Here is a 22913-nt window from a genome sequence, read left to right on the forward strand (position 1 = left end):
GGCACAAGGAGGCCCCGATCGCATCGGTGCGACGGGGAGCGCGTATGACGCGGCCGCCATCCTCGACGCCGCGCGAGATTTGAGGTTCGTAGGTCATGCGTCCATAACGATGAGCCACGCTCTTCGTTGCATTTTGACTTGACTTTACTTGCCTTTTGCGGGGTGCGCGATGATCCGGGATCCTGAGCCAGCGACGTATCCGGTAGGGCAGCTCGCGGACGCGCTTGATCGGGCACGACGCTGGTCGCCGTTTCTGGCGATGATCCTCACTCGCGAGCCGGCTGTCGCCGAGGATCTGGCGAACGGCCGCCTCGACCTGGCTCACCAGACATTTGCCGATGACGTCTCCGTTGGTCGCCAGTTGCGACTGCAGCGGCGTGCGCTGGCGCTCAAGGTCGCGGTTGGCGATCTGGCGGGGGTGCTGGACCTCGGCGCGGTCACGACGGCGCTGACGCGGTTTGCCGATCACGCGCTCGATACCGCGATCTGCACCGCGATCCGGGAACGGACACCGGACGCCGAAGTCCGCGGTTTCGTCGCGATCGCGCTCGGCAAACAGGGCAGCGGCGAACTCAATTATTCGTCGGATATTGATCCGATCCTGCTCTACGATCCCGGCACGCTGCCCGTTCGGGGCACCGAGACACCCGACGTCGCCGCGGTGCGGATAGCGCGGCGCGTCGTCGAATTGCTCCAGGCGCGCGACGGCGATGGCTATGTGCTCCGCGTCGACCTGCGATTGCGGCCATCGCCCGAGATCACCCCGATCGCGTTGCCCGTGTCGGCCGCGATCAGCTATTACGAGGCTCAGGCGCTGCCGTGGGAGCGCGCGGCGTTCATTCGCGCGCGCGCCGCCGCGGGCGATATCGCGCTGGGCAGCGCGTTCCTCGACACGATCCGCCCGTTCGTCTGGCGCCGGGCGCTCGATTTTGGCGCGATACGCGAGCTTCGCGGCATCTCGCGTCGCATCCGTGACCATTATGCGCAGGGGCAGGCGTTCGGCGCGGGCTATGATCTCAAGCGCGGGCGTGGCGGGATCCGCGAGGCGGAGTTCTTTGCGCAGATCCACCAGCTGATCCACGGCGGGCGAGATCCCGCGTTGCGGGCGCCCGCGACGCGGACCGCGCTCGCCCGGCTCGCCGATGCCGGATGGATCGGGCGCGACGAGGCGGGGGCGCTGAGCGCGAGCTATACGTTGTTGCGGACGATCGAGCACCGCGTGCAGATGGTCGACGATCGCCAGACTCATCGTCTGCCCGAAGGCGAGTCGCTCGACCGGCTGGCATGGCTTCACGGGGCGGAGAACGGTGCCGCGCTGCTTGCGGAGATCGCGCCGCATGTCGCGTCGACGGGGCGAATCTACGACGCGCTCGACGACGATGCCGCCGCGGGGCTGCCGCACGATCCGCGCGGGCTCGAGGCCAATCTCGTCGACGCGGGCTTCGCCGATCCCGATGCCGCGCGGCGACGGATCGATGCGTGGCGTGGCGGTGCCTATCCGGCGCTGCGAAGTGCGGCCGCACAGGAGGCGCTCGAACAGGTGCTGCCAACGCTGATCCCGGCACTTGCGACGGCCCCCGAGCCGCAGCAGGCGCTCATGCGGCTCGATGCGATGATCGAGCGGTTGCCGAGTGCGATCAACATTTTCCGCCTGCTCCACGCACGGCCCCCTCTGGCGAGGCTGCTGGTCACGATCCTCAGCCATGCGCCGACGCTGGCGGATGAACTGGGACGCCGCGCGAACCTGCTCGACGGGCTGATCGATGCGAGCGCGCTGATGCCCGTCGCCGATCTCGAGACGCTCAAGGCGTCGATGCACGGCGGTGATACCGATGGCGACTATCAGGCGCTGCTCGATCACGTCCGGCGGACCGCGGGCGAGATGCGGTTCGCGCTGGGCGTGCAGATCGTCGCGGGGACGTCCGACCCGCTCGACGTCGCGTCAGGCTATGCGCGCGTCGCGGAGGCTGCGATCGACGTTCTGGCGAGCGCGACGGTCGCGGCGTTCGTCGCGACGCATGGTCGTGTCGCAGGGAGCGAGCTCGTCATCGTCGCGCTGGGGCGGATGGGGGGCGCGATGCTGACGCATGCGTCCGACCTCGACCTCGTCTATTTGTTCACCGGCGACTTCAACGCAGAGTCCGATGGCGCAAAGCCGCTTGGTGCGTCGCTCTATTACAATCGGCTCGCGCAGCGGATCACGGCCGCATTGTCGGTCCCGACCGCGGCGGGGCCGCTTTATCAGATCGATACGCGGTTGCGCCCCATGGGGGGCAATGGCCCGCTGGTCGTGTCGCTCGACAGCTTCCGCCGCTATCAGCAGGACGAGGCGTGGACGTGGGAGCATATGGCGCTGACCCGCGCGCGCGCAGTGTTCGGCTCGCCGGCGGCGCGGGCTGCGGTCACCGACGTGATCGCGGCCGTGCTGTTGGGGGACCGCGTCGCGCACGACATCGTGAGCGACGCGCGCGAGATGCGGGCAAAGATGGCCGCGCACAAGCCGCCCCAGGGACCGCTGGACGCCAAGCTGTTGCCCGGGGGGCTGGTCGATCTCGAATTCGCGACCCACGTCGTCCAGTTGACCCGCAAATCGGGGTTCGATCCCAATCTGCGGACCGCGATCGCGCGTCTGGTCGACGAGCAGGCCATGCCTGCGTCGATGCTCGAGGCGCACGACGTGCTGACGCGGTTGCTGGTGACGCTACGCCTCGTCGCGCCCGATGCGGTGCTTCCGGGTGACGCGACGCAGGCGGTCATCGCGCGCGCGCTCGCGGTGTCGGACTGGGGCGGCGTGGCGGCGGCGCTCGAGCAGGTCTGTGCCGACGTGATGCGATTCTGGGGCAAGATCACCGCGTGAGGTGAGTTGCGGCCCGGCGAAGGTTTCAACGGTTCGCCGTGCGCGGCTCCCGGTCTGCCCCGACATCGCGGCGCCGGACTTGCTTAACGCGGCGGCATCGGCCCTAAAAGCACGGTCTGGAGCGCGGAGGGGCTGCGATCAGAGACATTGCCTTGGCGCCGGGTCCCGAAGGATCCGCGCTCGATATCTGTCGGGGACTAATGGTCAACATCACCGGTACCGCTGCAGCGTTCGCTTCCAAGGCTGTGGGTAACATCAAGCGTCACGTCACGATCCTCGCGATTGGCGCCGTCGCTTTCGGCCTCCCCGCTTACGGCACCGCGCAGGCCGCAGACGGTTCGCCCGCCACGAAGACCACCGCGCATGCGACCCGGGTTGCGATGGGTGGGCCGCTTGCCCCCGCCGACAGCCCCGAGACACTCGCCGATCTCCGCGCCGACTCACAGTTCCGCACGCTCTTCCAGACCTGGAAGAAGGCCGACACGCTGCAGCAGGGCGTGATCGCGATCCCGTCGGTCCAGCCGGTTCACCTGCTGTCGTTCACGAGCAATTTCGGCATCCGCTCGGACCCGTTCCGCGGCACGGCCGCGATGCACGCCGGCGTCGACATTCCCGGTCCGGTCGGCACGCCGATCTATGCGACCGCGGATGGCATCGTTTCGCACGCCGGTCGCCAGGGCGGCTATGGCAATCTGGTCGAGCTGAACCACGGCAAGGGCATCGCCACGCGCTATGGCCATCTGTCGAAGATCCTGGTGGGCGACAATGTCCGCGTGACGCGCGGGCAGCTGATCGCGCTGATGGGATCGACAGGGCGTTCGACCGGTCCGCATCTGCATTACGAAGTCCGGATCGATGGCCATGCGGTCAACCCGATCCCGTTCCTGACCACGGCAGACTATCTGCTCGCCGCGCAGGACCGGTCGGTCGGCGCGATCCCGGTTTCGACGAGCGGTCCTGCCGCACAGGACTGAGCGCTTCGGCACATCGAGGCGGCGGATAGGTTTACTTAGGTTGCCGCGGTCCTGCCGACCGCCTATCTCGGGTGCATGGCAACGCTTGCACCCGACATCATCCTGACCCCTTCCGCGGCGGCGCGCGTCGCTGCGATCGCCACCAAGCAGGGTAAGCCCGCGATCCTTCGCCTTTCGGTGGACGGCGGCGGATGCTCCGGATTCCAGTATAAATTCGGGTTTGCAGACGACATCGACGCGGATGACGTGATCGCCGTGACCGACGGCGTCCGATTGGTCGTCGATGCGGTCAGCATCGATCTGGTCCGTGGCTGCGCGGTCGATTATGTCGAATCGCTCGCCGGTGCGGCCTTCAAGGTCGAGAATCCGAACGCCGCATCGGGATGCGGCTGTGGCTCCAGCTTTTCGGTTTGATGTCGCGTGAAGATCGTCACCTATAACGTCAACGGCATCAAGGCGCGGTTGCCAAGGCTGATCGAGTATCTGACCGAAGACCAGCCCGACATCGTGTGCCTCCAGGAACTCAAGTCGAGCGACGAGACGTTCCCGGTCGCCGAGATCGAGGCGGCGGGCTACGGCGCTGTCTGGCACGGGCAGAAGGCGTGGAACGGCGTCGCGATCCTCGCAAAGGGCGCGACGCCCGTAGTGCGCCAGCGCGGACTGGACGGCGAGCCCGAGGACGAACACAGCCGGTACATCGAGGCAGAGACAGGCGGGATCGTCGTCGCCGCGCTGTATTTGCCGAATGGCAATCCGCAGCCGGGGCCGAAATTCGACTATAAGCTGCGCTGGATGGACCGGCTGGCGGCGCGCGCGCGCGTGCTGCTCGCGGAAGAGGTGCCCGCGGTCCTCGCCGGCGATTATAATGTCATCGCGAACGACGACGACACCTATTCGGTACGCGCGATGCAGGACGATGCGCTGATGCAGCCCGAAAGCCGTGAACGCTATCGCGCGCTGGTCGGGCAGGGCTGGACCGATGCGCTCCGGACGCAGTTCCCCAAGGGTGGCGTCTGGACGTTCTGGGACTATCAGGCGGGAGCGTGGCAACGCGATGCGGGGTTCCGTATCGACCATCTGCTGCTTAGCCCGCAGGCGGCGGACCGGATGATCGATGCCGGCGTCGACAAGGCCTATCGCGGCCGCGACAAGGCCAGCGACCACGCACCGACTTGGGTTCGGTTACGGTGAGACTGCTGCCGCTGCTGGCGGCTGCGATCGTTATCGCGGGGAGTTCGCCCGCCTTCGCGCAGGACCGGCCCTATTGCCCCGAACGTCCGGGGATCGATACGCCGGCGTGTACGATGGCAAAGGGCCGCGTGTCGGTCGAGACGTCGATCGCCGACTGGACGCGCGATGATCAGTCCGGCGCGCGTGAGGACAATGTGCTGGTCGGTGATACGCTGGTACGGCTCGGTGTATCGGACACGATCGAGGCCAGGCTTGGGTTCACGCCGTTCGGCCATGACCGGGCGCGCGATGGGGCGGCGGTTGAGTCCGCCAATCGTGTCGGCGACGTATCGCTCGGGATGAAGGCCAATCTGCGCGATCCGGACGGCAGTGGTCTGGCGATCGCGCTTCTGCCGTTCGTGAGCTTGCCCGTCGGGCGCCGGCCGATCGGCGATGGTGACTGGGGCGGCGGCATGCTGCTGCCGGTTACCTATGAGATCAGCGACAGCGTCTCGGTCGATCTGACCCCCGAGGTCGATGCCGCGGTCGACGATGATGGCCACGGTCGCCACGTCGCGTTCAGCAGCGCCGCGGGACTGGCGTTCAAGCTCGGCAAGGCGCTGACCGCGATGGGCGAGGTCCAGGCGTTGCGCGACGATGACCCCGGCGGCGTGACGACGCAGGCCGTGGCGGCGGCGTCGCTTGCCTGGCTGGCGACGGACGATCTGCAGTTCGACCTGTTCGGCGCGGTCGGCCTGACGCATGATACGCCCGATGCCCGTCTCTATGCGGGTATTGCGCGGAGATTCTAGATGCTGGCGATGCTGCTGATCCTGCAAGGCGTCGTCGGCCCACCGGCCCCCCGTATCGCGCGCAAGACCCCGCCAGCCACGGTCCCGTGTCCCGAGATCGTCCCGGGCGATGAGATCATCGTCTGCGGTCGCCCCGACGACCAGCGGCTTGGCCGTCTGCCCGAACCGCAGCGGCGGGCACCCGAGGCGCCGCTGACGTTCCGGCTGCCGGGGGGCGGGCAGGGCAATGTGCATGCGGTCCAGAGCACGCTGCCCGGAGCGACGGGGTCTGGCGCGGTCGTGTCGCTCAGGATCCCGTTCGGCCGATCGAAGCCCGCTAGGCCGGAATAGCCTGCATGTCGCGCTAGGCGGGGTCAGACGGCGGCGGCGGACCCGCCTTGCGCAGTGCCTCGGTGAGCGAGGTTCGCCCACTGCCGCGGCGCGCGGGCTTTGGCTGCGTCGGGGACGGGGCCCAGCCGGTCAGGAACACGATCTCGAACCGTTCGGCGGTCCGGCCGTCCTCGTCGCCCGCGGCACCAAAGGCCTGCGCGAGCGCGACCAGCGTGCTGCGCGTCATCGCGGTGCGTGTCGCGAGCAGGTTCGATGCCGCCATCCCGCGCAGGTCGCCGAGCAGGCGCCCGACGTCGCGGTAGCCGACATTCAGTGTCTCGACATCGGCAACGGGAAGCGCGAACCCCGCGCGCATTAGGAGATCCCCCGAGGACCGCACGTCGATCTGCGGATGCAGACGCGCGGCGGGACGCTCTGCCTCTGCCATCCGCAGCGCGCCGCGAAACGCGGGCAGGCTGCCGGCGCCTGCGAACGCGCCGAGGAACAGCCCGTCGGGCCGCAGCACGCGGCGGATCAGGCTCAGTGCACCGGGCAGGTCGTTGACCTGATCGAGGACGCCCGCGCTGATCACCAGATCGAACGACGCATCGGCGAACGGCAGGCGATCCTCGTCTGCCTGGACGCCGCCATGAGCCGCGGCAAACGCATATCCCGCATCGCACCGCGCGACGCGGGCGCCGGGCGGCGGGACGAACGCGCCGTCGAAGCTGCCGAGATCGAGCACGTCGACGAAATCGCGTTTCACCGCATCGAGTCGCTCGGCGATACCGTCGAGCATCGTCGCGCGGACGAAATCATGATCGCCATAGACCGGTGCCGCGCGGTCGCGGCGGGTCCGGCGGGCGGCACGGTCGAATATTTCGGGCGCGGCGTGGTGGGGATCGGGGGTTTGCACGCGGCGCTTGTGCCGCGTGCATGGTTTGACGACAAGGGTGCGTGCGATGGCTCGATCCGATTGGCGCGGCCGCGCGGCTGGCGCTGCCGCCGCGATGCCCCGGATGCGGGATCCCTGTCGCGGCCGATCATCGTTTCTGTGCGACGTGCTGGAACAGCCTGCGGTTCCTCGGCCCGCCCTGGTGTGCAGCGTGCAACCTGCCGTTCGCGCATGATCGCGGCGACGACGCGCGGTGCGCCGCCTGTCTGGCGGATCCGCCGCGTCACGCGGGTCTGCGCGCCGCGGTGGCCTATGGGCCGGTCGCACGCAGCCTCGCGCTCCGGTTGAAATATGGCGGGCGTATCGCGTTCGCCGAGACGATGGCGGGGCCGATGGCGCGATTGCTGCCAGAGGGGGCCGACCTGATCGTACCCGTTCCGCTGCATCGCTGGCGGCTCTGGTCGCGCGGGTTCAACCAGGCTGGGCTGATCGCGGCGGGCGTGGCGTCGCGATCGGGCCTGCCGGTCGATCACGATGCGCTGCTGCGTCGGCGTCAGACGCTGTCGCTGCGAGGGCTAGGCGGCCGCGCGCGGGCAAGGACCGTCGCGGGGGCGTTCGCGATCAGCGGCGAGGCCAGCCGGGAGGGACGCGTGCGCGACAAGGCCGTGGTGCTCGTCGACGACGTCTGTGCGAGCGGTGCGACGACAGATGCATGCACGCGCGTGCTGCGGTCGGCGGGTGCGCGGTCCGTGACGATCCTGTGCTGGGCAAGAGTGCTGCCCGAGACCGGAGATTATTGACAAGCCAGGGGTGAGACCACAGGTGGGAAATATGGCAAAAGTTGAAATCTACATCAAGCAATTCTGCCCCTATTGCTCGCGGGCGATGAAGCTTCTCGCATCCAAGGGCGTCGAGCCCGAAACGTTCGACGTGACGATGGGCGGCCCGAAAAAGGCAGAGATGGTCGAGCGCTCCGGCGGTCGCATGACGATGCCGCAGGTCTTCATCGACGGGCGCCATATCGGCGGCTCCGACGACCTGGCGGCACTGGATGCCAGGGGTGGGCTGGACCCGCTGCTGACCTGATGCCAAGGATCGGCGTCCTTCAGATGACCAGCGGGATCGATCCCGCCGGCAATGCCGAGACGCTTGTCGGTGCGATCCATGCGGCGGCAGCGGGGGGCGCAGCGATGCTGTTCACGCCTGAAATGTCGGGGCTGATCGACCGTGACCGCGCGCGCGGATCGGCCTCGATCACCACGGAAGCTGACGACGCGGTTCTCTTGGCGGTGCGGCAGGCGGCGGCAGAGGCTGGCCTCTGGGTCCATCTCGGATCGCTCGCGGTGCGGCGCACCAACGGAAAATTCGCCAATCGCGGGTTCGTGATCGATGCGGAGGGTGCGATCCGCGCGCGCTACGACAAGCTCCATCTGTTCGACGTCGATCTGCCGACTGGCGAGAGCTGGCGCGAATCCGCGGCCTATGCTGCCGGCGAGACGGCGACGGTTGTCGAGACCCCCGCCGGGATGCTGGGGACATCGATCTGCTACGACGTGCGGTTTCCCGATCTCTACCGCGCGCTCAGCGACGCCGGCGCGACGCTGTTGTCGGTGCCGGCCGCGTTTACGCAGCCGACCGGCCGTGCGCACTGGGAAGTGTTGTTGCGCGCGCGTGCGATCGAAGCGGGGGCCTTCGTCGTCGCGGCGGCGCAGACCGGTATCCACGCCGATGGCCGGGCGACCTATGGGCATTCGCTGGTGATCGACCCCTGGGGCGATGTCATCCTCGATATGCGCGAACCGGCGGGCCTGCAATTCGCCGACATCGACCCGGCGCGTCTCGACGACGTCCGCGCGCGGATCCCGGCGCTGTCGCACCGACGCGCGATCCCGCGCGTGACTGTGGTTCGATGATCGTCTTCGATCTCAAATGCAGCCGGGATCATGTGTTCGAAGCCTGGTTCGGATCGACCGCAGCCTATGACGCACAGCGCGAAAAGGGGCAGGTCCGCTGTCCGCTCTGCGACGATCATGACGTGGGCAAGGCGGTGATGGCGCCAGCGATCGCGAGCAAGGGCAACAGCCGGCCCGAGCGGTCGGTCAAATTCTCGCCAGAGGCCGCAAAGGCCGCCGTCACCGCGCTGGCCGCGTTCCAGGCGGAGGCGCTCAAGACGTCCAAATGGGTCGGAGACCGGTTCGCCGATCGCGCGCGGGCGATGCATCTGGGCGAAGAGACGTCGGGTGCGATCTATGGCGAGGCCAGTGTCGCCGAAGCGCGCGCGCTGATCGATGACGGCGTGCCCATCGCGCCGTTGCTGCTGCCGGTGGTTCCGCCGAACAAGGTGAACTGACACGCGCATCGCGCCCGTCGGCTTGGCTCATTAAGGCGTACAGGCACGGCATCGCGTTCGGCGAGGGCGGATGCGTCGTGAAAGCTGGTGCCCCCGGCGAGATTTGAACACGCGGCCTACGGTTTAGGAAACCGGCCGCATGTCGTCGGCTATGAGGGGAAACGGCGGATTTCCGCCGCTGCGAGCCCTGTTTGTTCCGGTCTTTCCGGCGAACATAGGGGGATCAAGGTTCGTGTTGCACCAGGGGGAAGTGGTTGCGCTTCATGGTCCGCGGCATGAGCGAGATCGCGTGGCCTGCCGCCGATCCGAGTAGCCCATACTTCTGCCATGGACCGACCCTCGTCAGCTTCAGCGGCGGCCGGACGAGCGCGTACATGTTGCATCAGGTCCTAAGCGCGCACGGCGGGGTGCTTCCTGATTATGTCATCGTCGCCTGCGCCAACACTGGCAAAGAGCGCGAGGAAACCCTGCGCTTCGTCTATGAATGCGCAACCCTTCTCTTGGCGCGCCGGACCCACACCGACTAGATGTTAGGTATAGCCGATGACCGACCAGCGAGCGCACCACGCCCAGAGCAACGAGAGCACCCCGCCGGGCTGGCCCAACGGGGTTCGCCCGATCTCACAGGACGGGCTCGCGCACATCGGGGTCGGCCCGGACGGTGATCTGCACTGGGACGGAAAGCCGGTCGTTGTTCGCAAGGGCATCACCCTCACGACGTTCCAGAATGTCGGCGCCGCGATTGTTGGGCTGTCCGCTGTCGTGGCAGCGGGGGCGGCAACGGTCAGCGCTTACGCGGATCTGCAAACTATGCCGGCAGCTGCTGCGCGCCCGCTGGGCAAGAGATAGGGATGAGATGATCGATATTTGGGTTTCGTTGTACGACGGCGAGGACGACAAAGATCTTGGCGTGCATAAGTTCTTGGCATGCCCAAGGCCCGGAGATTCGGCCGTAGTATGGCCAGACGGCGAAATGACAGTCGTCGAGGTAGTCTCGGTTCACCACAGCTCGAGGCCGATCGTAGGTCGCGGCCCAAGGGACGAGCCGAATATCGTAATCCGAGCCAAGCGAGGAACTAGGTAGGCAGGTACTAGACCCCGAACTCGGGCCCTTCCTCATCAGGATAGAACGGATCATAAATTCGGTACGGAGGCGATACGTTAAGGATCAGGTCTGATAGCGTACCGGATGGCCGACACCGATTGTGAAGAACTGATAGATTCACTCCATGCCTATGCACGAGATCAAGTCAGGCTAGCCTTATTGGCGAGAGCGGACGAAATCGTCGGCATGCACTTAGACCTGGCGGCATTTAACGAACATCAGGCACAAATCGCTGAGGAGTTATGTCTCGACGCTTAAGCCCTAAAGTCGTGCCCAATTTCGTCGGAATAGAACGCGTGAGGATCGCGGCTGGACGTGCTGCACCTTGATCAGATTGTCGGAGCAAGGACCGTTGGCGATGACCGGTCTGCTCCTGCGGCCAGATCTGATAAACGGGCAGCGAACGTAGAAGGACGCCCCTATGAAACGCTACACCACGACGGAAGGCGATAAGATCGCCGTGAACTTCAACCACGTCGAGTTTGTATCTGTCAGCACCGATGGGCGGGCGGTGATCCACTTCACAAGTGGCCGGTTTTATACCTTAACACAGGCCCATGAGTACGTGCTCAACGATTTCGAGCGTAGTATCCGCTAAACCCCGAGCTCCGGCCTTCCCTCATCAGGTAGGGTACAGGCCGTGAATCATGCTGAGCCAAAGCAGCAGGCGGGGCAAACCTGTTCGACGAGCGTTGCCAAGGGATCGGAGGATCCTAATGATTCAGACTCTACGAGCTGAGGCGTTCAGCATCACGGCAGTCGAGGGGCATGTTCTGCTCGACGCACCCGGTCTTGTTGCCACGCTTGATGTGGCCGCGGCATCGTTTCTATCGGACCAGCTGCTTGCTGCATGCGAAGCAGCTCGATTTCAGCAGACAGAGATGCTGCACGACAATCGCCCCATTGATTGGGTCTGACCGAGCTCTGGGTTTTGGATTCTATTCGTCCGAATAAGACGCGAGGGATGCTATGCGACCGTGCCGCGGGCACCGCCGTAAACTAGATGCCTGCAAATCTCGAAGCCCGACTCAGCAGTCCTCGACGATGGCGACGTTTGAGTAGGATCGGCAACTTGGGGGGGCAGATGTGGCAAGCGCGATCACCCCCGCGACCAATGCAAGAGCACCGGTGTATGCAACGGTCAGCTGGAGTCCGGTAGCGCCACGATGATCGTGATCGGGGCTTCCAGCTAATGATGCGATTATGAAGGCGATGACGCCGAAACATACTAGGGGAATAGCAATCACGCTTCCCGGTCCTGCGGTTGTTTGTCGTAATACAGGGTCGGCCGCTAAAGTGCTGCGGTCAAAGGAAGACACGCCACACTAAGCCGGCGCCAAAGTTGCCCCAGTGTGCTCTGCGGTCACGCGCGAGTTCTTCAAGTTTCCCTATCGGATCCTCCGACCAAACCAGTGTAATCTCGTTCCAATCGTCTTTTTGAATATCGACCGTGACCCGATCTCCTAGTTCGTTTCGGGCATTGAAGCGCATCGCGCTATCGACAGCCCAGCGGTCGTTTGCTTTACGACTTATTGAAAGTTTCATACGTCGGCTGCTTCCCTCCACGGCCGCAAATATCATGGCGCGATGATCTTGCGCTATCTACTCTCGCCTCCCTCAACGAGATAGCTGGCCGCTATCAGATACGCTCGACCCCGAAAAAAGGAGCGGCCGCAGCCGCCCAGGAGGAGATGTCACATGAAGACATGACGCCAATTAGTTACCAATCCTGTCCCATTATCTCAACCCTGTTTATCTTTGAATTCACGCCCTTTGTCGCCTGGGTAAAGCGCGTGAGGGTCGTTCATTGTCCGCAACGCCGGCCGCAACGGGCGAAGCTCCGCAGGCTTCGGATCATCTGGAACTGGGTCGGGCAGGGTAGGGACACCGCCTCCGAATTGGATCCGGATATAGGCTCCTTACGCCTGTGCATCTCTTGAACGATTGCGATTGCCTCGATTTGCGCCCCTTGTCGGTGCCGCCCCCGCGCTCGCATCGTGCGGTTAATTAACCCCTCAAATCTAAGACGAACTTCAGGAAGGGGACCGAGGCGTGACTGATTATGAACGCTATCTGGTTGGTCTCGCTATGACCGTTCTCCAAGAAGTAGCCACAGCGCCGGCCGCCGAGCAAAAACCGTCAAGCGGAGCTCGGCTAGCTCTTCGGGTTCTCCGGCCTCATTGCCGCGACCAGTGGCCGCTCACGCAATTCTGGAGCGGCATCAACGCAACGGACGACATGGTTCGCCCGCAAATCGTCAAAGCATCGTTGAACGGCATAATCCATCAGCTGGCGAGATCGGGCGTCTACACAATAAACCAGTAGGTCGAAGCGCCGGCAAGTCAGTCCATGCGGCCTGTTGGGTGGCCAACTTTACATTGAGATAGATTGCCTAAATCGAGTGCGCTCGCATAGGATCCGCGGATGATGACCGACCGCGAAGTCTGGCTCAAGGCGATGGCGATCGTCCAGACGCATGGCACGATGGCATCGGCACCGGTCATGGACACCCTACTCGATGTGCTCGGAGATGATCCGCACAGGGCGGACTGGGCGCGTGTCGCGGCTGCGGTCGATGCGATCAACGATAGCGAGCCTCAGTGACGGGTCCGGACTGATCAAAGAATACACCATTTTAGTTTTATTAAGAGGTGTTTCTTACAAATTAGTGGTCAAGGAGTCCCCCCATGCCCGCTGGAACAGGCCGCGTCCGTTTTGCCACTTTTTGCATTTTGGCATGGGTGTTGGCGTTCGCTGCCGTCCAATTTTTCAGCCTTGCCTTCTACGCGTCAACGGCACTTTAACTTAATGAGGATATGCGGGCATCAAAGGAGCAGTCATGGGTATAGCGTGCTGGCGTTGCTGATCGCCGTTGCGGCAATCGTTGCGATGCAGCCCTGGAAAGAGCCTCGATAAGTAGAACTGCCTGCGAATGAGCGTCGCCCGACATAATTACACTGGCGGCTTTGACGATTATTCTGACAAGCTTACGCTGTCGACCAGCGCAGACGACTCGACATTGACGGGGCCTTTATGAGTGATCCGAGGACTTGGTTCCAGGCAAAGGCTGTCGGCATTGGATGGACGCCGCGGACGTGGGAGGGCTGGGCAGTCATAGCAGCCGTGATCGTGGTTGGTGCCTTCGTGGGAAGGCTTGACGCCTGAACTGCGAGCTACCCCTGCCAACAGTTTGCCCGAATCGGGCACTCGCGCATTGACTGGGCTATGATGACCGATCGGGAAGTTTGGCTGAAGGCGATGGATATCGTCGAAAGGCATGGAACGGTCGAGTCGGCATCGTTGGTTGAGACGCTCAGGACGGTTCTTGGGGAAGAGCCTGAGCGAAGCGACTGGGCGCGCATCGCTGAGGCGGTCGACATAATTGCCGAAAGTACGAGGCAATGACGGCCCCGCCCCTTCACCCCGATGTGATAGAATTCCTAGACGACCGCAGCCTGCTAGACGCGTATCGCCAAATCGACGTCGAAGCGGACGGACCCGCCAAGGACGCACTCGTCGCTGAAATTGAGCGCCGGGGACTCGAGATATGAAGTACGCCAAGCGGCTATCTTCCCGAGAAATTTGGACCAAAGCTGGGATGATCCTTGATCAACACGGCGATGGCAGCGCCGACTATATCATTGACCAACTCGACGATGCGTTTGGGGATATGGGCGCGATCGAGGACTGGAGGCGGATTGCCGCAGCCGTCGACTATATCGCAGGCACCAAATTTGGCAGTTAGGGCGCGACGCTACTGTGATAATCCGTCAATTCCACTCACGGTTTGCTTGGGTCGAACCAGCGCGGCTAGGCTGCGCGAATGATCAAATGGGATGATACATACGATCAGCAGCTGAAGGCGATGTCGGATGCCGACCTGATTGCGGCGTATCGCCGCACGATTGAGGACGCCGGCCATCCCGATACGGACGGTCTGCTTACCGAGATTGAGCGCCGCAACCTCGATCTATGATGACCGACCGCGAAGTCTGGCTAAAGGCGATGGCGATCGTGGAAATGCACGGTACGGTGGAGGCCGCTCCGATCGTTGATACAATCCTCGATGTGCTGGGCGACAAGCCCCACGAGAACGATTGGGCGCGCGTCGCTGCGGCAGTCGACGTGATTCTGGACAGTCAAGTTCAGTGAACGCAAAGTGGCTTTGTCAGCGTCCATAATCGTTGAGCAGGCTGGCCACCCCGGTGGGAGATGACCAGCCCGGTCATACCTACTGCGGCTTTGTGGAGCTCATGCTCCCCTGAGTTGCCGGCGTATGGTCCATGGTTGCCGGCTTCGATGCTTTAACCTTGGGCTTATTCGCCATCGCTTTATCGCCGTTTTGGATCTTTTTTCCAGATACGGCGACTTTGGCATCCGCGCCTGTTGGCGAGCCGGCGCCAGTAGATCCAGTTTGCTGGGCCACCGCGCCTGTGGCCATCATGATTGCGGCGATACCGATACTGAGCTTCATCATCATCGTTCTCCTGCTTGGTCCAGAAGCAACGGGCGACCGGTTCCTTTGATCCTGCAGAATGGCGCGTCTTAACTTCGACGAGTCGCTTTCGACCCGCTGGACCGTGGGAGTGACGCGGCTGAGGCTCAGGGTCGTTCGACCGATCAGAGTTTTAACGCGCCCCTCCTAGCCGAATCGTTCTCTTAATGTTCTATGTAAGGAATGACCGATCCCGCCCCTATGACCCTGGCAAACATGCGCGCGATCGGGATCCGGACCCTGTCAGTGCATTGCCGATGCGGCCGGGAGCGTGAGATCAACGTCGATCAGTGCGATGGCGCCCTAGTCGTCATTCGCATGCATCAGCACTTCCGCTGCGGAGAATGTGGGCAGCGGCCCCAGTCCGTGCGCCCTGGCCCTATGGAGCGCAACGCGATCGGGGGAGGGGGCGGGCATTGGACGGGAGAGCGTGACCCGCTCTACCGGCCAGGAGATGAGGCCCTTCTCTTTCGATGAAGCTGCGCAAGCGCTGCTAACAGCAAGGCCTCATTGCGCCGATAAGTAAGCGCTAGCGTGTCATTCTATCGGTTCGAAGCAGCAGATCGAGGATTTCATATTCCAAGATGCGCTCGCACATAGTTGGCAAAGCGTGTTGAGACACCGCAGCCAATCGATGTCACTGATAGGACGGCAAGCGGGAGGCCCCACACGACTGCGAGTACGCCATACAAAATCATCATGTAATAATAATGACAATTTTATTGGCTAGGCCCAGCCTCACTTCACGCATGTCGAACGACCTCGTCCCAATCTTGAGCAGACTTCTGACGTATATGTATCAGATCGCCTTGGGTATCACGACCGGGTCTAGCGGATCATGAGCCGGCTTAGACGCCAATCGTCTGGCTAGTCTGGCAAGCGGCTTTTCAAAGAGCCGGTAGCTTATTGTCGCAGCGATAAGGCTGACAATGACGATTGCTACAATTGCGAAAGGCGTTATCGCGCTGTCTTGCCCACGACCGGCGACGCGCCTTAGTACTGCCCACCCCGCGCCAACTACGAACATGTGCAGCAGATAAAGCGAATAAGATATATTTCCTAGCCATGACCAGATCGATGCTGACCGAGAAAACACGTGTTCAATAGACAGTGCGGTTAAAACAACCGTCACAGCCGCTGACGTTAGCGCGATATGGCCAGGAAATGTCCGGTATTCCTCGTGTGAAAACTGTAGCGCCCAGTACAGCGAAGCGATGGCAATTACCATTATGATGAGGGTATAATCTGCCATTCTCGCCATCAGCGTTGTGCGCTGGCGAAAAGTCTCGCAGATGACAACGCCAGCGATGAATGGCATCAGGTTTAAGTTAAAATAGAAAGATGCAATGCCACTACGAATTTCAATACCAAACGATATTACTACAAAAGTTATCAAAACCGAGATCAAGCATATCGATCTCAACAGGCTCGTGCGACACCAGAAAAATGCACATACTATAGCGTAGAAAAATACCTCGTAATTCAACGTCCACCCCAGTTTGAAAAGCGGTCGCCAATCATCAGTCCCAGGAATAGGATCCGGGATAAATAGTATTGAACTAATAAAGTAGCTTAGGTCAAACGAGGTATTTTTAAATATCGATGGAAGAGCAATTGCGAGTCCGCCGACTAAAAACGTGGTTAGCCAATAAAGTGGTGCAACGCGCATGAAACGACGTATCGCAAAGTCCCGCGGGTCGAACCATCCTTTGCCGGATGCCAGCGTTATGACAAATCCGCTAATAACAAAGAATACTTCTACCCCGAATCGACCTGTGAAGAGCGCTGGCACGCCACCGAGTTTTCCGTGCTCAAAAGAATGAGCGATGACGACGGCCAAGGCGGCCAGCCCACGTAGCCCTTGTATCGAGTAGATCTGCGAACGATCGCTTTGCATGACACCCCCCCCCGGGAAATATTTCACCCTGGGTATCACGCCAAAATCAGTCCGGCCTGTGTATGATTCTTCCAATTTCTCATAAAGGAACAGGTTTTCGTCTGAATGCCTCGGGGAAGTCGAACAAAGCATATCACCGGTGCTAGTCAAAAATCCGGCACATTTCATATTCGTTGTAGCTCCCGAGGGCCTTGGAGCGGTAAGCCTGATCGTTATTCGCAGGCGGGGATAGATGACGATTTCCGAGAGGCTTGCCGGTGCATATCAAGGTGAACCCACGCCTGATGCGCTCCTGAAGGCCTTCACTTGCTTAGGCTTCTGGCGGAGCTCGCCATGCCCGATCTTCGACGTGGGCGTTTTTTGATTTTGTCGAGACTTGCGGAGAAGCTTATCGCTAAGTGTCCGTTTGTAACGAGATATAGCACTCATACTGCGCCGTGATCGATTTGCGCATACTGAAAGCATCCCGCCGATCGATATGCTCCACGTCAGCGGGCGCGGCCGATCGAAATTAGAGCATGGGGAGGTGGGTCATGTTCAAATCCCATTCTGCATCGCCAGAATGCAACCGTGACAGTGCCATCTCTCCAAAATCTGTACCGTATCGGGTGCTGCCGCAAAACCGATCGCGCAAATGACATGGCGAATCGCCGTAATGCCTCTAGTGGGGCGGCTTGAAGCGGGGGGTGCTCGGTCTTAGGCGACGGCGGCACTAATGGAACTCCGGCAAAATTACTGGAGGAAGCGGTGGTTCAGCCGACACCTGAGAATGCAAAGATCCATGCGCTTCACGGTCTTCGCGGCGTGATGGCGTGGTGGGTCGTGTTCGGCCATATTTCGCTCGCCTTCAACTGGCAGATTCCTCTCATTGATCGCAATACCCTAGCAGTCGATGTCTTCGTGTTGCTCTCGGGCTTCGTGATAGCAATGTTGATTGACCGAAAGCGCGAGCCTTACGGTACGTACATCGTTCGGCGGGCATTTCGGCTTTTCCCTCTTTATCTGATCGTCCTCGGCATATCGGCTGCTTTATTGCCAATCCAAATTGGTGCTTGGGCTTCTTTGGAAGGCACCGCCCCTAACCTCAATCGCGTAAAACTCGCATGGGATGGCTGGCAACATCTAACCAGTCACATGATCACTCATATTCCGCTGGCCCAAGGATTAGTACCGAAGGCAATAAGCTCGCAGGCGCCTTATACTATCGTCGGGCAAGCATGGAGCATATCCCTTGAGTGGCAGTTCTATTTGATCGCGCCTCTTTTAATGTGGACTCTAGCGAAAACAAGGCGAACGCCATTGGCGCTTGTCACTGTTATTGTGCTGATTATATTGTCACACTGGTTTACGGGGGCCTTTATCGGAGCCAAGATCATCCATTTCGCAATCGGAATAGTAACGTTTAAGCTCTTAAAGAGAGAAGACGTTCCGGTTTGGGGCTTGGTATCGATCGCTTTAACGATTGCCGCCATCGCTAAAAATGGCGCCATACAGGTCATTCCGCTAGGTATCTGGGCGGCTGTTATTTGGTCCTCATCGCGACCGGCGCATAGCGCTGGCCATTCATTCGCCCGATTATTTGGTGGCTCAACCCTGTTTAAGATGGGTGAGATATCTTACTCAGTCTATCTTATCCATATGATTCCGTTATATGCGTCGATATACTTTCTGCGTGATGCAAAGTTGCCTCAAGATGCAATGCAGATAATAGTTATGTTGATTACTATAGTGACGACATATTTGATATCGTGCGTAACATTTCGCTACATCGAGCAGCCGTGCATCCGCTTTGGCGCAAGCGTAACCATGCAGCGTCGAGCTTAAAGAACGTTGGCATAAGGCCGGCTCAAGATAGCGACGGAAGCATCATGGTTCACCTAGTTCGCAACCTCGTACCGTGTGCCACCGATAAATCGGGCCTTCGTGCCAGTCGGAAGTTTAAGCTGATTGGCTTTCGAAGCGCTCAGCTTCACCAGCCCGTCACCGTCTCGGTCCAGCATAACCTCGCCCGCATCGAACTCGCGACGTGGCGAAGCCTGAACGAGCGCGGCTGATGTGTTGACCGCAAACCCGCGCGCGTCTTGACTGCAGTTTTTGCCCAGAACCAACCTCACGTTCGAAGCCTTGCCGCCATCGTGATAGCGAACAAAGGGCGTACCGGGGGGAACCGCAATTACACATTCGGCGATCTTTATTACGGCGTTCGGCCCGAGCGAGAGCAGGGCTTGGTTGCCGACTGAGCGGAACGTCACCCGCTTCGCGGTCAGCGATCCAGCACCCATCCCGTAGGCGCCGTCAGCGCGCGTGCTTGTCTCGATATGCACCTCGGTCGGGTTGATGCTTTCGATGCTGGTTGCCGTGTGCATTGTGTACCAAAGTCGAAAGCTCTTCCTATTGCCGATCGCCGTCACGCGATCGAGCAGATCGTTGCGCGCCTTGCTGTCGTATCCGCCGTCAGTGCAGCCGGAAAGGATGACGTCGCGCAGAATTACGCCGACGAAGCCCCATTCCGCATCGATGCAGTCACCTTGTCGATATTTGCCGTTCGGGATCGTCGTCCAGTCACGAATCGTCGTCCGCTCGATGAGGAGGCCGCTGCCATGCTCTGCATAAATCCCGGCTGGAAAGATCGTGTTGGCCTGTGGTTTGAAGCCGCTGATCACGCTGTCGCGTATCGTGATGTTTGTGCTTTCCTTTTCGAGATTCACGCCTCGCTGATTGGCACTAACCTTGGCGTGATCGATGACCGTTCCAGAGGGGTCGCCTTTGTTGTCGTCGAGCCAGCGGTAAGATCCCGCCGAAGTGTACGGCTTCTGGGGTGATCCTATGCGCGCGTTGCGCCTTGGGTTGGCGTTAGAAGCGGCGTGGAGCGGAGCTGAAACCATAGTGAGCAGCAGCATAAGATAGCGGATCATACGGTAATTCCTGAGAAGATCGACCGGAGGTATGCTGCCTCGAGCCCGTGGAAGGTTGGACGGGCATGAGTGCCGTCTGTGGTTGGGTAGTTGGCCGTTCCGTTCGTGAGCCACTTATCCGGTGCCGCGGGGTCGTTGATCGAAGAAACGAGGTCGAAGGTGCCAAAGATCGTTCCGGCCGATACCTCGGCAGCAAGGCTGTTGTTGAACGCCGTGCGGACGCCCCCTGTTTCGTAGCCGCCTTGCACCGTCTGGCCAGATTGTGTTGCCCAAGAGTCGCTCGACGCGGTGCGGATAGTGATGAAACCTTCCAAGACTTTGAGGGCGGGGTTGACTGCTCTCATCCGGCCCCACGCCAATCGCAGGTTATCCAGCACTTGGGCGGCGGTGTTGCTGCCGCCGGCAATGTCATTGAACCCGAGCATCATCGTGGTGTGAGTGTGATAGCGCATGGCGTCGATACGGTTCGCACTGTTGGCGCCGGCATTGCCAGCCCAATATTGAATTCGGTCCGCAGGCTTGCCTATCTTTGTATAGGGGATCGCTGATGCATAGCCTGCGCGCGCGAACGCGCCGCCACCAGCGCCGTCAGAGCCAATCGTGCCCGCCTTGGCATCACCTTGCCCAAACGTGAGGCTGTCGCCAACGAACGCCAGGGCGACACCGCCATGCGTTCCGACCACCAGCCAAGGACGGAAGATGCGCGTGCTCTGTGTCGAGCCACCGCCACCGGTGGCTGCCCCGTAGACGCCCATCGTCGTGGTGCCGCCGTACGCGACGCCTTCGCCGGGTACGCCCGTGGAACCGCCGCTGTTGTCTGCCACGAAGATACGGTTTGTGCCAGTCGATGGAAACTCCCACTCCATTTTGACGAAGAGCGTTGTCGTGCCGGCTGCAAATGTCGATCGGCCTAAACCTGCAGGCAGAATCGTGTCGGTCCAAAACACGCCGCTCGCAGGCAAGGTGCTGGCTTTCGGCTGACCGTTATCGAATGTAATCGCACCGAAGAGGCTGCCGTTGCTGTCCTCGAGCTGCGCCGAGAACGTCGTTCCCGCCTGCGGCAGTGATCCCCCGCACGCGGTCAGCAGGCAGACAGGCAGCACGGCCAGCATCAGTTTGCGCATAGGTCCTCACGGTGTCAGTGGATCGAAGAATGATGGGTTCGCGGTTTGCGAGGCGGTCGGCGAAGGTCGTCAGCGCCGTAGTTTGCTGGACGGCGAACTGCTTTTCCGCGGCAGCGCGCCGCTGCTCGGCCTTCGTGATCTCGGCCGTCCATGCCGCCCGTTCGGATTTCAGCGTGGCCGTACGATCGGCGAGCGTCTCGCGGGTGAAGTGCAGCGCGAATAACAGGCCGATCATCGGCACCGCCCACCAGGAGCGCCGCAGCAGGGCCAAGCCTGCCGCCCAGGTCATGCTTCGTTCGAAGATGAGGGGACGCCCGCGGTCGAAGTCATCAGGCGGGGCTTGCCAATGACGGCGCGCCCGATCGGCCAGCGCCGCGCGATGCAGCGCGACTTCTCCAGCCGCATGATGCTGACCCGGTCGCCTTGGTTGCCGCCGAGGACGTGGTAGCTGGTCTTGTCCTCGCCGACGTAAAAGCCGACGTGGCCGCCACCCGGTCGCTCGAAGACAAGAACGGCGCCGGGCGCAATGCGATCGGCCGCGATGTTCGCGCCCCACGTCGCCCAGGCCTTCGCGCGCACCGCGATCGGCGCGGCCGGGATGCCGTCTTCGGCGAGGCAGTGTGCGACGAACAGCCCGCACCACGGCACGCTGTCGGCGTTGTAGAGCATGCCCAACACCTTCGTGCCGAGCTTCTCTGCCCACGCCATGATGGTCGCGCTGTTCGCTGCCCCCGGTGCCTCGCGGGTACCAAGAAGCGACCGGGCATGGCGAAGCCACGCCGGCTCTGATGCCGTCGTCATGATTATTTCCCTCCATGTGAAGCTATCGGGACGGTTGCCCGTTATCGAGGCGCCGGAGTGGCACTCCAACGTGCTCTGGCCGGCCCGCCTTGAACCCCTCCCGGTTGGGCGGGCCGTTAAAGACGCGATTGAGCGCTGCGTGGGGGGCTGCACCTGCCATGATCACTGGTGACCCGAGTTTCCCCTTTCGGGACTCGCGGTGTCACGCGACCTTGTAAACGTCAGCGTTCCTTACGATGCTGATGTCGGAGCGTGCTGGACCAAGACAGTGAGCGCTCAACATCCCGCCCGCGACATCTATGGTGTCACGCGGGGCGGGCGGGATGTTTTACTTTTAATTGATGGACGCATTTTATTGCCGTTGATGAGGTGTTCGTCTTCCGACCGAGCATCCTCAGCGCTCCGCCTGCTTCAGTCACACGGACATGCGGGGCGCCTACGGGCTTCATCGCGAGACGGCAAAGCATGGCGTGCAGAATCGCCGCCGCATCCGATGCCGTCGTCATGATTTCACTACCCTACGAAGCTATTTGGAAGACCGCTCGTCACCGGTTTGCCAGGGGCCACGCCTAATGTGCCTTGGTCGGCCCGTCCGTGGTTGCCCCTGGGGACAGGCCGTTATTCTGCTGGCGTGGCTGGCCCTGTGCCGGTCGTCTGGGGAGGCAGCTTATCAAGTGCCGTGGCCAGGTTCGCATCCTGCTGCGCGCTACCTCCCTTCCCGACGTTCAGCACTGCCGCGACCGCGGCACCGACGATCGGCCCCAAGCCAGTGAAGAAGCCGTCGACGAAGCGCGTGTTGTTCGCGGGGACCTGATGAAAGAATGAGATCGCAGCCAACCCGACGTATCCAACGATCAGGGTGAGGGCGATGATGTAGCGCCAGTGGCGGTCGACGTCGTTCACGGTGTGGGTTCCACAGGCGCGGCGGTGAGACGCGCCGCGGCGATCGCGCCCTTCTCGGCGATTTCGTTGGCCTCTTGCCGTTCACGCATCTGGCGGACACGCGCGGCAGAATCGCGCGCGCGCTCGGGGTCGAGTTCGATCAGGGCCAGCAGCATGGTCAGGCACTGGTCGAGGTTGTTCATCCGGTGGCGCATGATCTGAAGCTCGGCCGCGTGCTCGCGCCGTTCCTGCTCAATCTTCGCCTCGTGCTGAACGGATTGGCGGTCCAGCCGCGCCTCGAGTTCGGCGATGCGCTTGCCCATGCCC

General features: G+C 61.9%; 28 protein-coding genes. 18 read left to right on the top strand and 10 right to left on the bottom strand.

Annotated elements, in window-relative coordinates; genetic code table 11:
• The first annotated feature begins 169 nt into the window (after positions 1-169).
• The 6 genes from AC0CH3_RS01240 (at position 170) to AC0CH3_RS01265 (ending at position 6143) form a co-directional block, all read left to right on the top strand.
• Positions 170-2857 carry a bifunctional [glutamine synthetase] adenylyltransferase/[glutamine synthetase]-adenylyl-L-tyrosine phosphorylase gene (locus AC0CH3_RS01240; protein WP_465237475.1) on the top strand — a complete coding sequence of 896 codons (2688 nt, stop codon included), beginning with the start codon at positions 170-172 and terminating at the stop codon, positions 2855-2857.
• Positions 2858-3009: 152 nt separating this feature from the next.
• Positions 3010-3831: a M23 family metallopeptidase gene (locus tag AC0CH3_RS01245; protein WP_354301491.1), complete on the top strand. Its 822-nt coding sequence runs from the start codon at positions 3010-3012 to the stop codon at positions 3829-3831.
• A gap of 75 nt (positions 3832-3906) precedes the next feature.
• On the top strand, positions 3907-4245 hold the full coding sequence (gene erpA, locus AC0CH3_RS01250) for an iron-sulfur cluster insertion protein ErpA (protein WP_056016064.1): 339 nt from the start codon (positions 3907-3909) through the stop codon (positions 4243-4245).
• A gap of 6 nt (positions 4246-4251) precedes the next feature.
• A complete protein-coding gene (gene xth / locus AC0CH3_RS01255; protein ID WP_354301494.1) occupies positions 4252-5022 on the top strand; it encodes an exodeoxyribonuclease III in 771 nt (256 codons plus the stop codon).
• A complete protein-coding gene (locus AC0CH3_RS01260; protein ID WP_465237476.1) occupies positions 5019-5813 on the top strand; it encodes a transporter in 795 nt (264 codons plus the stop codon). The genes xth and AC0CH3_RS01260 overlap by 4 nt, the downstream gene beginning before the upstream one ends.
• Complete coding sequence (locus AC0CH3_RS01265; protein ID WP_354301497.1) at positions 5814-6143, top strand: hypothetical protein; 330 nt, start codon at positions 5814-5816, stop codon at positions 6141-6143.
• A gap of 13 nt (positions 6144-6156) precedes the next feature.
• On the opposite strand, the gene AC0CH3_RS01270 is transcribed toward AC0CH3_RS01265, so the two are convergent.
• On the bottom strand, positions 6157-7038 hold the full coding sequence (locus tag AC0CH3_RS01270) for a class I SAM-dependent methyltransferase (RefSeq protein ID WP_354301499.1): 882 nt from the start codon (positions 7036-7038) through the stop codon (positions 6157-6159).
• 41 nt (positions 7039-7079) lie between these two features.
• Here AC0CH3_RS01270 and AC0CH3_RS01275 point away from each other — a divergent pair, with 41 nt between their 5' ends.
• The 7 genes from AC0CH3_RS01275 to AC0CH3_RS01305 all read left to right on the top strand — a co-directional run bounded on the left by AC0CH3_RS01275 (position 7080) and on the right by AC0CH3_RS01305 (position 11070).
• Entirely contained in the window at positions 7080-7817 is a 738-nt protein-coding gene (locus tag AC0CH3_RS01275; protein ID WP_354301501.1) for a ComF family protein, read from the top strand.
• Between the two features lie 31 nt (positions 7818-7848).
• Complete coding sequence (grxC, locus tag AC0CH3_RS01280; RefSeq protein ID WP_056016046.1) at positions 7849-8103, top strand: glutaredoxin 3; 255 nt, start codon at positions 7849-7851, stop codon at positions 8101-8103.
• Positions 8103-8930, top strand: coding sequence for a carbon-nitrogen hydrolase family protein (locus AC0CH3_RS01285; RefSeq protein WP_354301503.1), 828 nt, complete (start codon positions 8103-8105; stop codon positions 8928-8930). Before grxC ends, AC0CH3_RS01285 begins: the two co-directional genes overlap by 1 nt.
• Positions 8927-9367 (top strand): DUF1178 family protein, encoded by a 441-nt coding sequence (locus tag AC0CH3_RS01290; protein ID WP_354301505.1) that lies wholly within the window; start codon positions 8927-8929, stop codon positions 9365-9367. Before AC0CH3_RS01285 ends, AC0CH3_RS01290 begins: the two co-directional genes overlap by 4 nt.
• 275 nt (positions 9368-9642) lie before the next feature.
• Entirely contained in the window at positions 9643-9894 is a 252-nt protein-coding gene (locus AC0CH3_RS01295; RefSeq protein ID WP_465237477.1) for a hypothetical protein, read from the top strand.
• A gap of 16 nt (positions 9895-9910) precedes the next feature.
• Complete coding sequence (locus tag AC0CH3_RS01300) at positions 9911-10216, top strand: hypothetical protein (protein WP_465237478.1); 306 nt, start codon at positions 9911-9913, stop codon at positions 10214-10216.
• A gap of 677 nt (positions 10217-10893) precedes the next feature.
• Complete coding sequence (locus AC0CH3_RS01305) at positions 10894-11070, top strand: hypothetical protein (RefSeq protein WP_465237479.1); 177 nt, start codon at positions 10894-10896, stop codon at positions 11068-11070.
• A 707-nt stretch (positions 11071-11777) separates the two neighbouring features.
• Here AC0CH3_RS01305 and AC0CH3_RS01310 read toward each other — a convergent pair.
• Positions 11778-12017, bottom strand: coding sequence for a hypothetical protein (locus tag AC0CH3_RS01310; RefSeq protein WP_465237480.1), 240 nt, complete (start codon positions 12015-12017; stop codon positions 11778-11780).
• Positions 12018-12899: 882 nt separating this feature from the next.
• Between AC0CH3_RS01310 and AC0CH3_RS01315 the strand changes: the two genes are divergently transcribed.
• The 4 genes from AC0CH3_RS01315 to AC0CH3_RS01330 all read left to right on the top strand — a co-directional run bounded on the left by AC0CH3_RS01315 (position 12900) and on the right by AC0CH3_RS01330 (position 14624).
• On the top strand, positions 12900-13076 hold the full coding sequence (locus AC0CH3_RS01315) for a hypothetical protein (protein ID WP_465237481.1): 177 nt from the start codon (positions 12900-12902) through the stop codon (positions 13074-13076).
• A 943-nt stretch (positions 13077-14019) separates the two neighbouring features.
• Positions 14020-14217: a hypothetical protein gene (locus tag AC0CH3_RS01320; protein ID WP_465237482.1), complete on the top strand. Its 198-nt coding sequence runs from the start codon at positions 14020-14022 to the stop codon at positions 14215-14217.
• Positions 14218-14295: 78 nt separating this feature from the next.
• The gene (locus tag AC0CH3_RS01325; RefSeq protein WP_465237483.1) at positions 14296-14448 is read left to right on the top strand and encodes a hypothetical protein; all 153 of its coding nucleotides are present in this window, start codon (positions 14296-14298) and stop codon (positions 14446-14448) included.
• Entirely contained in the window at positions 14448-14624 is a 177-nt protein-coding gene (locus AC0CH3_RS01330; protein WP_465237484.1) for a hypothetical protein, read from the top strand. The genes AC0CH3_RS01325 and AC0CH3_RS01330 overlap by 1 nt, the downstream gene beginning before the upstream one ends.
• 79 nt (positions 14625-14703) lie before the next feature.
• On the opposite strand, the gene AC0CH3_RS01335 is transcribed toward AC0CH3_RS01330, so the two are convergent.
• Together AC0CH3_RS01335 and AC0CH3_RS01340 are read right to left on the bottom strand one after the other, a co-directional pair.
• Positions 14704-14949, bottom strand: coding sequence for a hypothetical protein (locus tag AC0CH3_RS01335; RefSeq protein WP_465237485.1), 246 nt, complete (start codon positions 14947-14949; stop codon positions 14704-14706).
• An 817-nt stretch (positions 14950-15766) separates the two neighbouring features.
• On the bottom strand, positions 15767-16864 hold the full coding sequence (locus AC0CH3_RS01340; RefSeq protein ID WP_465237486.1) for an acyltransferase family protein: 1098 nt from the start codon (positions 16862-16864) through the stop codon (positions 15767-15769).
• Positions 16865-17611: 747 nt separating this feature from the next.
• Here AC0CH3_RS01340 and AC0CH3_RS01345 point away from each other — a divergent pair.
• Positions 17612-18688, top strand: coding sequence for an acyltransferase family protein (locus tag AC0CH3_RS01345; protein ID WP_465237487.1), 1077 nt, complete (start codon positions 17612-17614; stop codon positions 18686-18688).
• Positions 18689-18741: 53 nt separating this feature from the next.
• Here the strand turns inward: AC0CH3_RS01345 and AC0CH3_RS01350 are convergent, their stop codons facing one another.
• From AC0CH3_RS01350 to AC0CH3_RS01375, 6 genes are all read right to left on the bottom strand, one after another.
• Positions 18742-19779, bottom strand: a complete 1038-nt coding sequence (locus AC0CH3_RS01350) for a hypothetical protein (protein WP_465237488.1) — start codon at positions 19777-19779, stop codon at positions 18742-18744.
• The gene (locus AC0CH3_RS01355) at positions 19776-20882 is read right to left on the bottom strand and encodes a GDSL-type esterase/lipase family protein (protein WP_465237618.1); all 1107 of its coding nucleotides are present in this window, start codon (positions 20880-20882) and stop codon (positions 19776-19778) included. Before AC0CH3_RS01355 ends, AC0CH3_RS01350 begins: the two co-directional genes overlap by 4 nt.
• Positions 20764-21192: a hypothetical protein gene (locus AC0CH3_RS01360; protein WP_465237489.1), complete on the bottom strand. Its 429-nt coding sequence runs from the start codon at positions 21190-21192 to the stop codon at positions 20764-20766. The genes AC0CH3_RS01355 and AC0CH3_RS01360 overlap by 119 nt, the downstream gene beginning before the upstream one ends.
• Entirely contained in the window at positions 21189-21704 is a 516-nt protein-coding gene (locus AC0CH3_RS01365) for a TIGR02594 family protein (RefSeq protein ID WP_465237490.1), read from the bottom strand. Before AC0CH3_RS01365 ends, AC0CH3_RS01360 begins: the two co-directional genes overlap by 4 nt.
• A gap of 618 nt (positions 21705-22322) precedes the next feature.
• Positions 22323-22607: a hypothetical protein gene (locus tag AC0CH3_RS01370; RefSeq protein ID WP_465237491.1), complete on the bottom strand. Its 285-nt coding sequence runs from the start codon at positions 22605-22607 to the stop codon at positions 22323-22325.
• On the bottom strand, positions 22604-22909 hold the full coding sequence (locus AC0CH3_RS01375) for a hypothetical protein (protein ID WP_465237492.1): 306 nt from the start codon (positions 22907-22909) through the stop codon (positions 22604-22606). The genes AC0CH3_RS01370 and AC0CH3_RS01375 overlap by 4 nt, the downstream gene beginning before the upstream one ends.
• Between the last annotated feature and the right edge of the window lie 4 nt (positions 22910-22913).

Source organism: Sphingomonas sp. AC449 (assembly GCF_979253475.1).

Bases quoted from the DNA above. Each gene is read 5' to 3' on its own strand.
- AC0CH3_RS01240 (WP_465237475.1), top strand. From the start codon at position 170: ATGATCCGGGATCCTGAGCCAGCGACGTATCCGGTAGGGCAGCTCGCG.
- AC0CH3_RS01325 (WP_465237483.1), top strand. From the start codon at position 14,296: ATGATCAAATGGGATGATACATACGATCAGCAGCTGAAGGCGATGTCG.
- grxC (WP_056016046.1), top strand. From the start codon at position 7,849: ATGGCAAAAGTTGAAATCTACATCAAGCAATTCTGCCCCTATTGCTCG.
- AC0CH3_RS01310 (WP_465237480.1), bottom strand. From the start codon at position 12,017: ATGAAACTTTCAATAAGTCGTAAAGCAAACGACCGCTGGGCTGTCGAT.
- AC0CH3_RS01375 (WP_465237492.1), bottom strand. From the start codon at position 22,909: ATGGGCAAGCGCATCGCCGAACTCGAGGCGCGGCTGGACCGCCAATCC.
- AC0CH3_RS01265 (WP_354301497.1), top strand. From the start codon at position 5,814: ATGCTGGCGATGCTGCTGATCCTGCAAGGCGTCGTCGGCCCACCGGCC.
- AC0CH3_RS01340 (WP_465237486.1), bottom strand. From the start codon at position 16,864: ATGCAAAGCGATCGTTCGCAGATCTACTCGATACAAGGGCTACGTGGG.
- AC0CH3_RS01300 (WP_465237478.1), top strand. From the start codon at position 9,911: ATGACCGACCAGCGAGCGCACCACGCCCAGAGCAACGAGAGCACCCCG.
- AC0CH3_RS01365 (WP_465237490.1), bottom strand. From the start codon at position 21,704: ATGACGACGGCATCAGAGCCGGCGTGGCTTCGCCATGCCCGGTCGCTT.
- AC0CH3_RS01320 (WP_465237482.1), top strand. From the start codon at position 14,020: ATGAAGTACGCCAAGCGGCTATCTTCCCGAGAAATTTGGACCAAAGCT.
- erpA (WP_056016064.1), top strand. From the start codon at position 3,907: ATGGCAACGCTTGCACCCGACATCATCCTGACCCCTTCCGCGGCGGCG.
- AC0CH3_RS01360 (WP_465237489.1), bottom strand. From the start codon at position 21,192: ATGACCTGGGCGGCAGGCTTGGCCCTGCTGCGGCGCTCCTGGTGGGCG.
- AC0CH3_RS01335 (WP_465237485.1), bottom strand. From the start codon at position 14,949: ATGATGAAGCTCAGTATCGGTATCGCCGCAATCATGATGGCCACAGGC.
- AC0CH3_RS01330 (WP_465237484.1), top strand. From the start codon at position 14,448: ATGACCGACCGCGAAGTCTGGCTAAAGGCGATGGCGATCGTGGAAATG.
- AC0CH3_RS01315 (WP_465237481.1), top strand. From the start codon at position 12,900: ATGACCGACCGCGAAGTCTGGCTCAAGGCGATGGCGATCGTCCAGACG.
- AC0CH3_RS01285 (WP_354301503.1), top strand. From the start codon at position 8,103: ATGCCAAGGATCGGCGTCCTTCAGATGACCAGCGGGATCGATCCCGCC.
- AC0CH3_RS01290 (WP_354301505.1), top strand. From the start codon at position 8,927: ATGATCGTCTTCGATCTCAAATGCAGCCGGGATCATGTGTTCGAAGCC.
- AC0CH3_RS01350 (WP_465237488.1), bottom strand. From the start codon at position 19,779: ATGATCCGCTATCTTATGCTGCTGCTCACTATGGTTTCAGCTCCGCTC.
- AC0CH3_RS01305 (WP_465237479.1), top strand. From the start codon at position 10,894: ATGAAACGCTACACCACGACGGAAGGCGATAAGATCGCCGTGAACTTC.
- AC0CH3_RS01295 (WP_465237477.1), top strand. From the start codon at position 9,643: ATGAGCGAGATCGCGTGGCCTGCCGCCGATCCGAGTAGCCCATACTTC.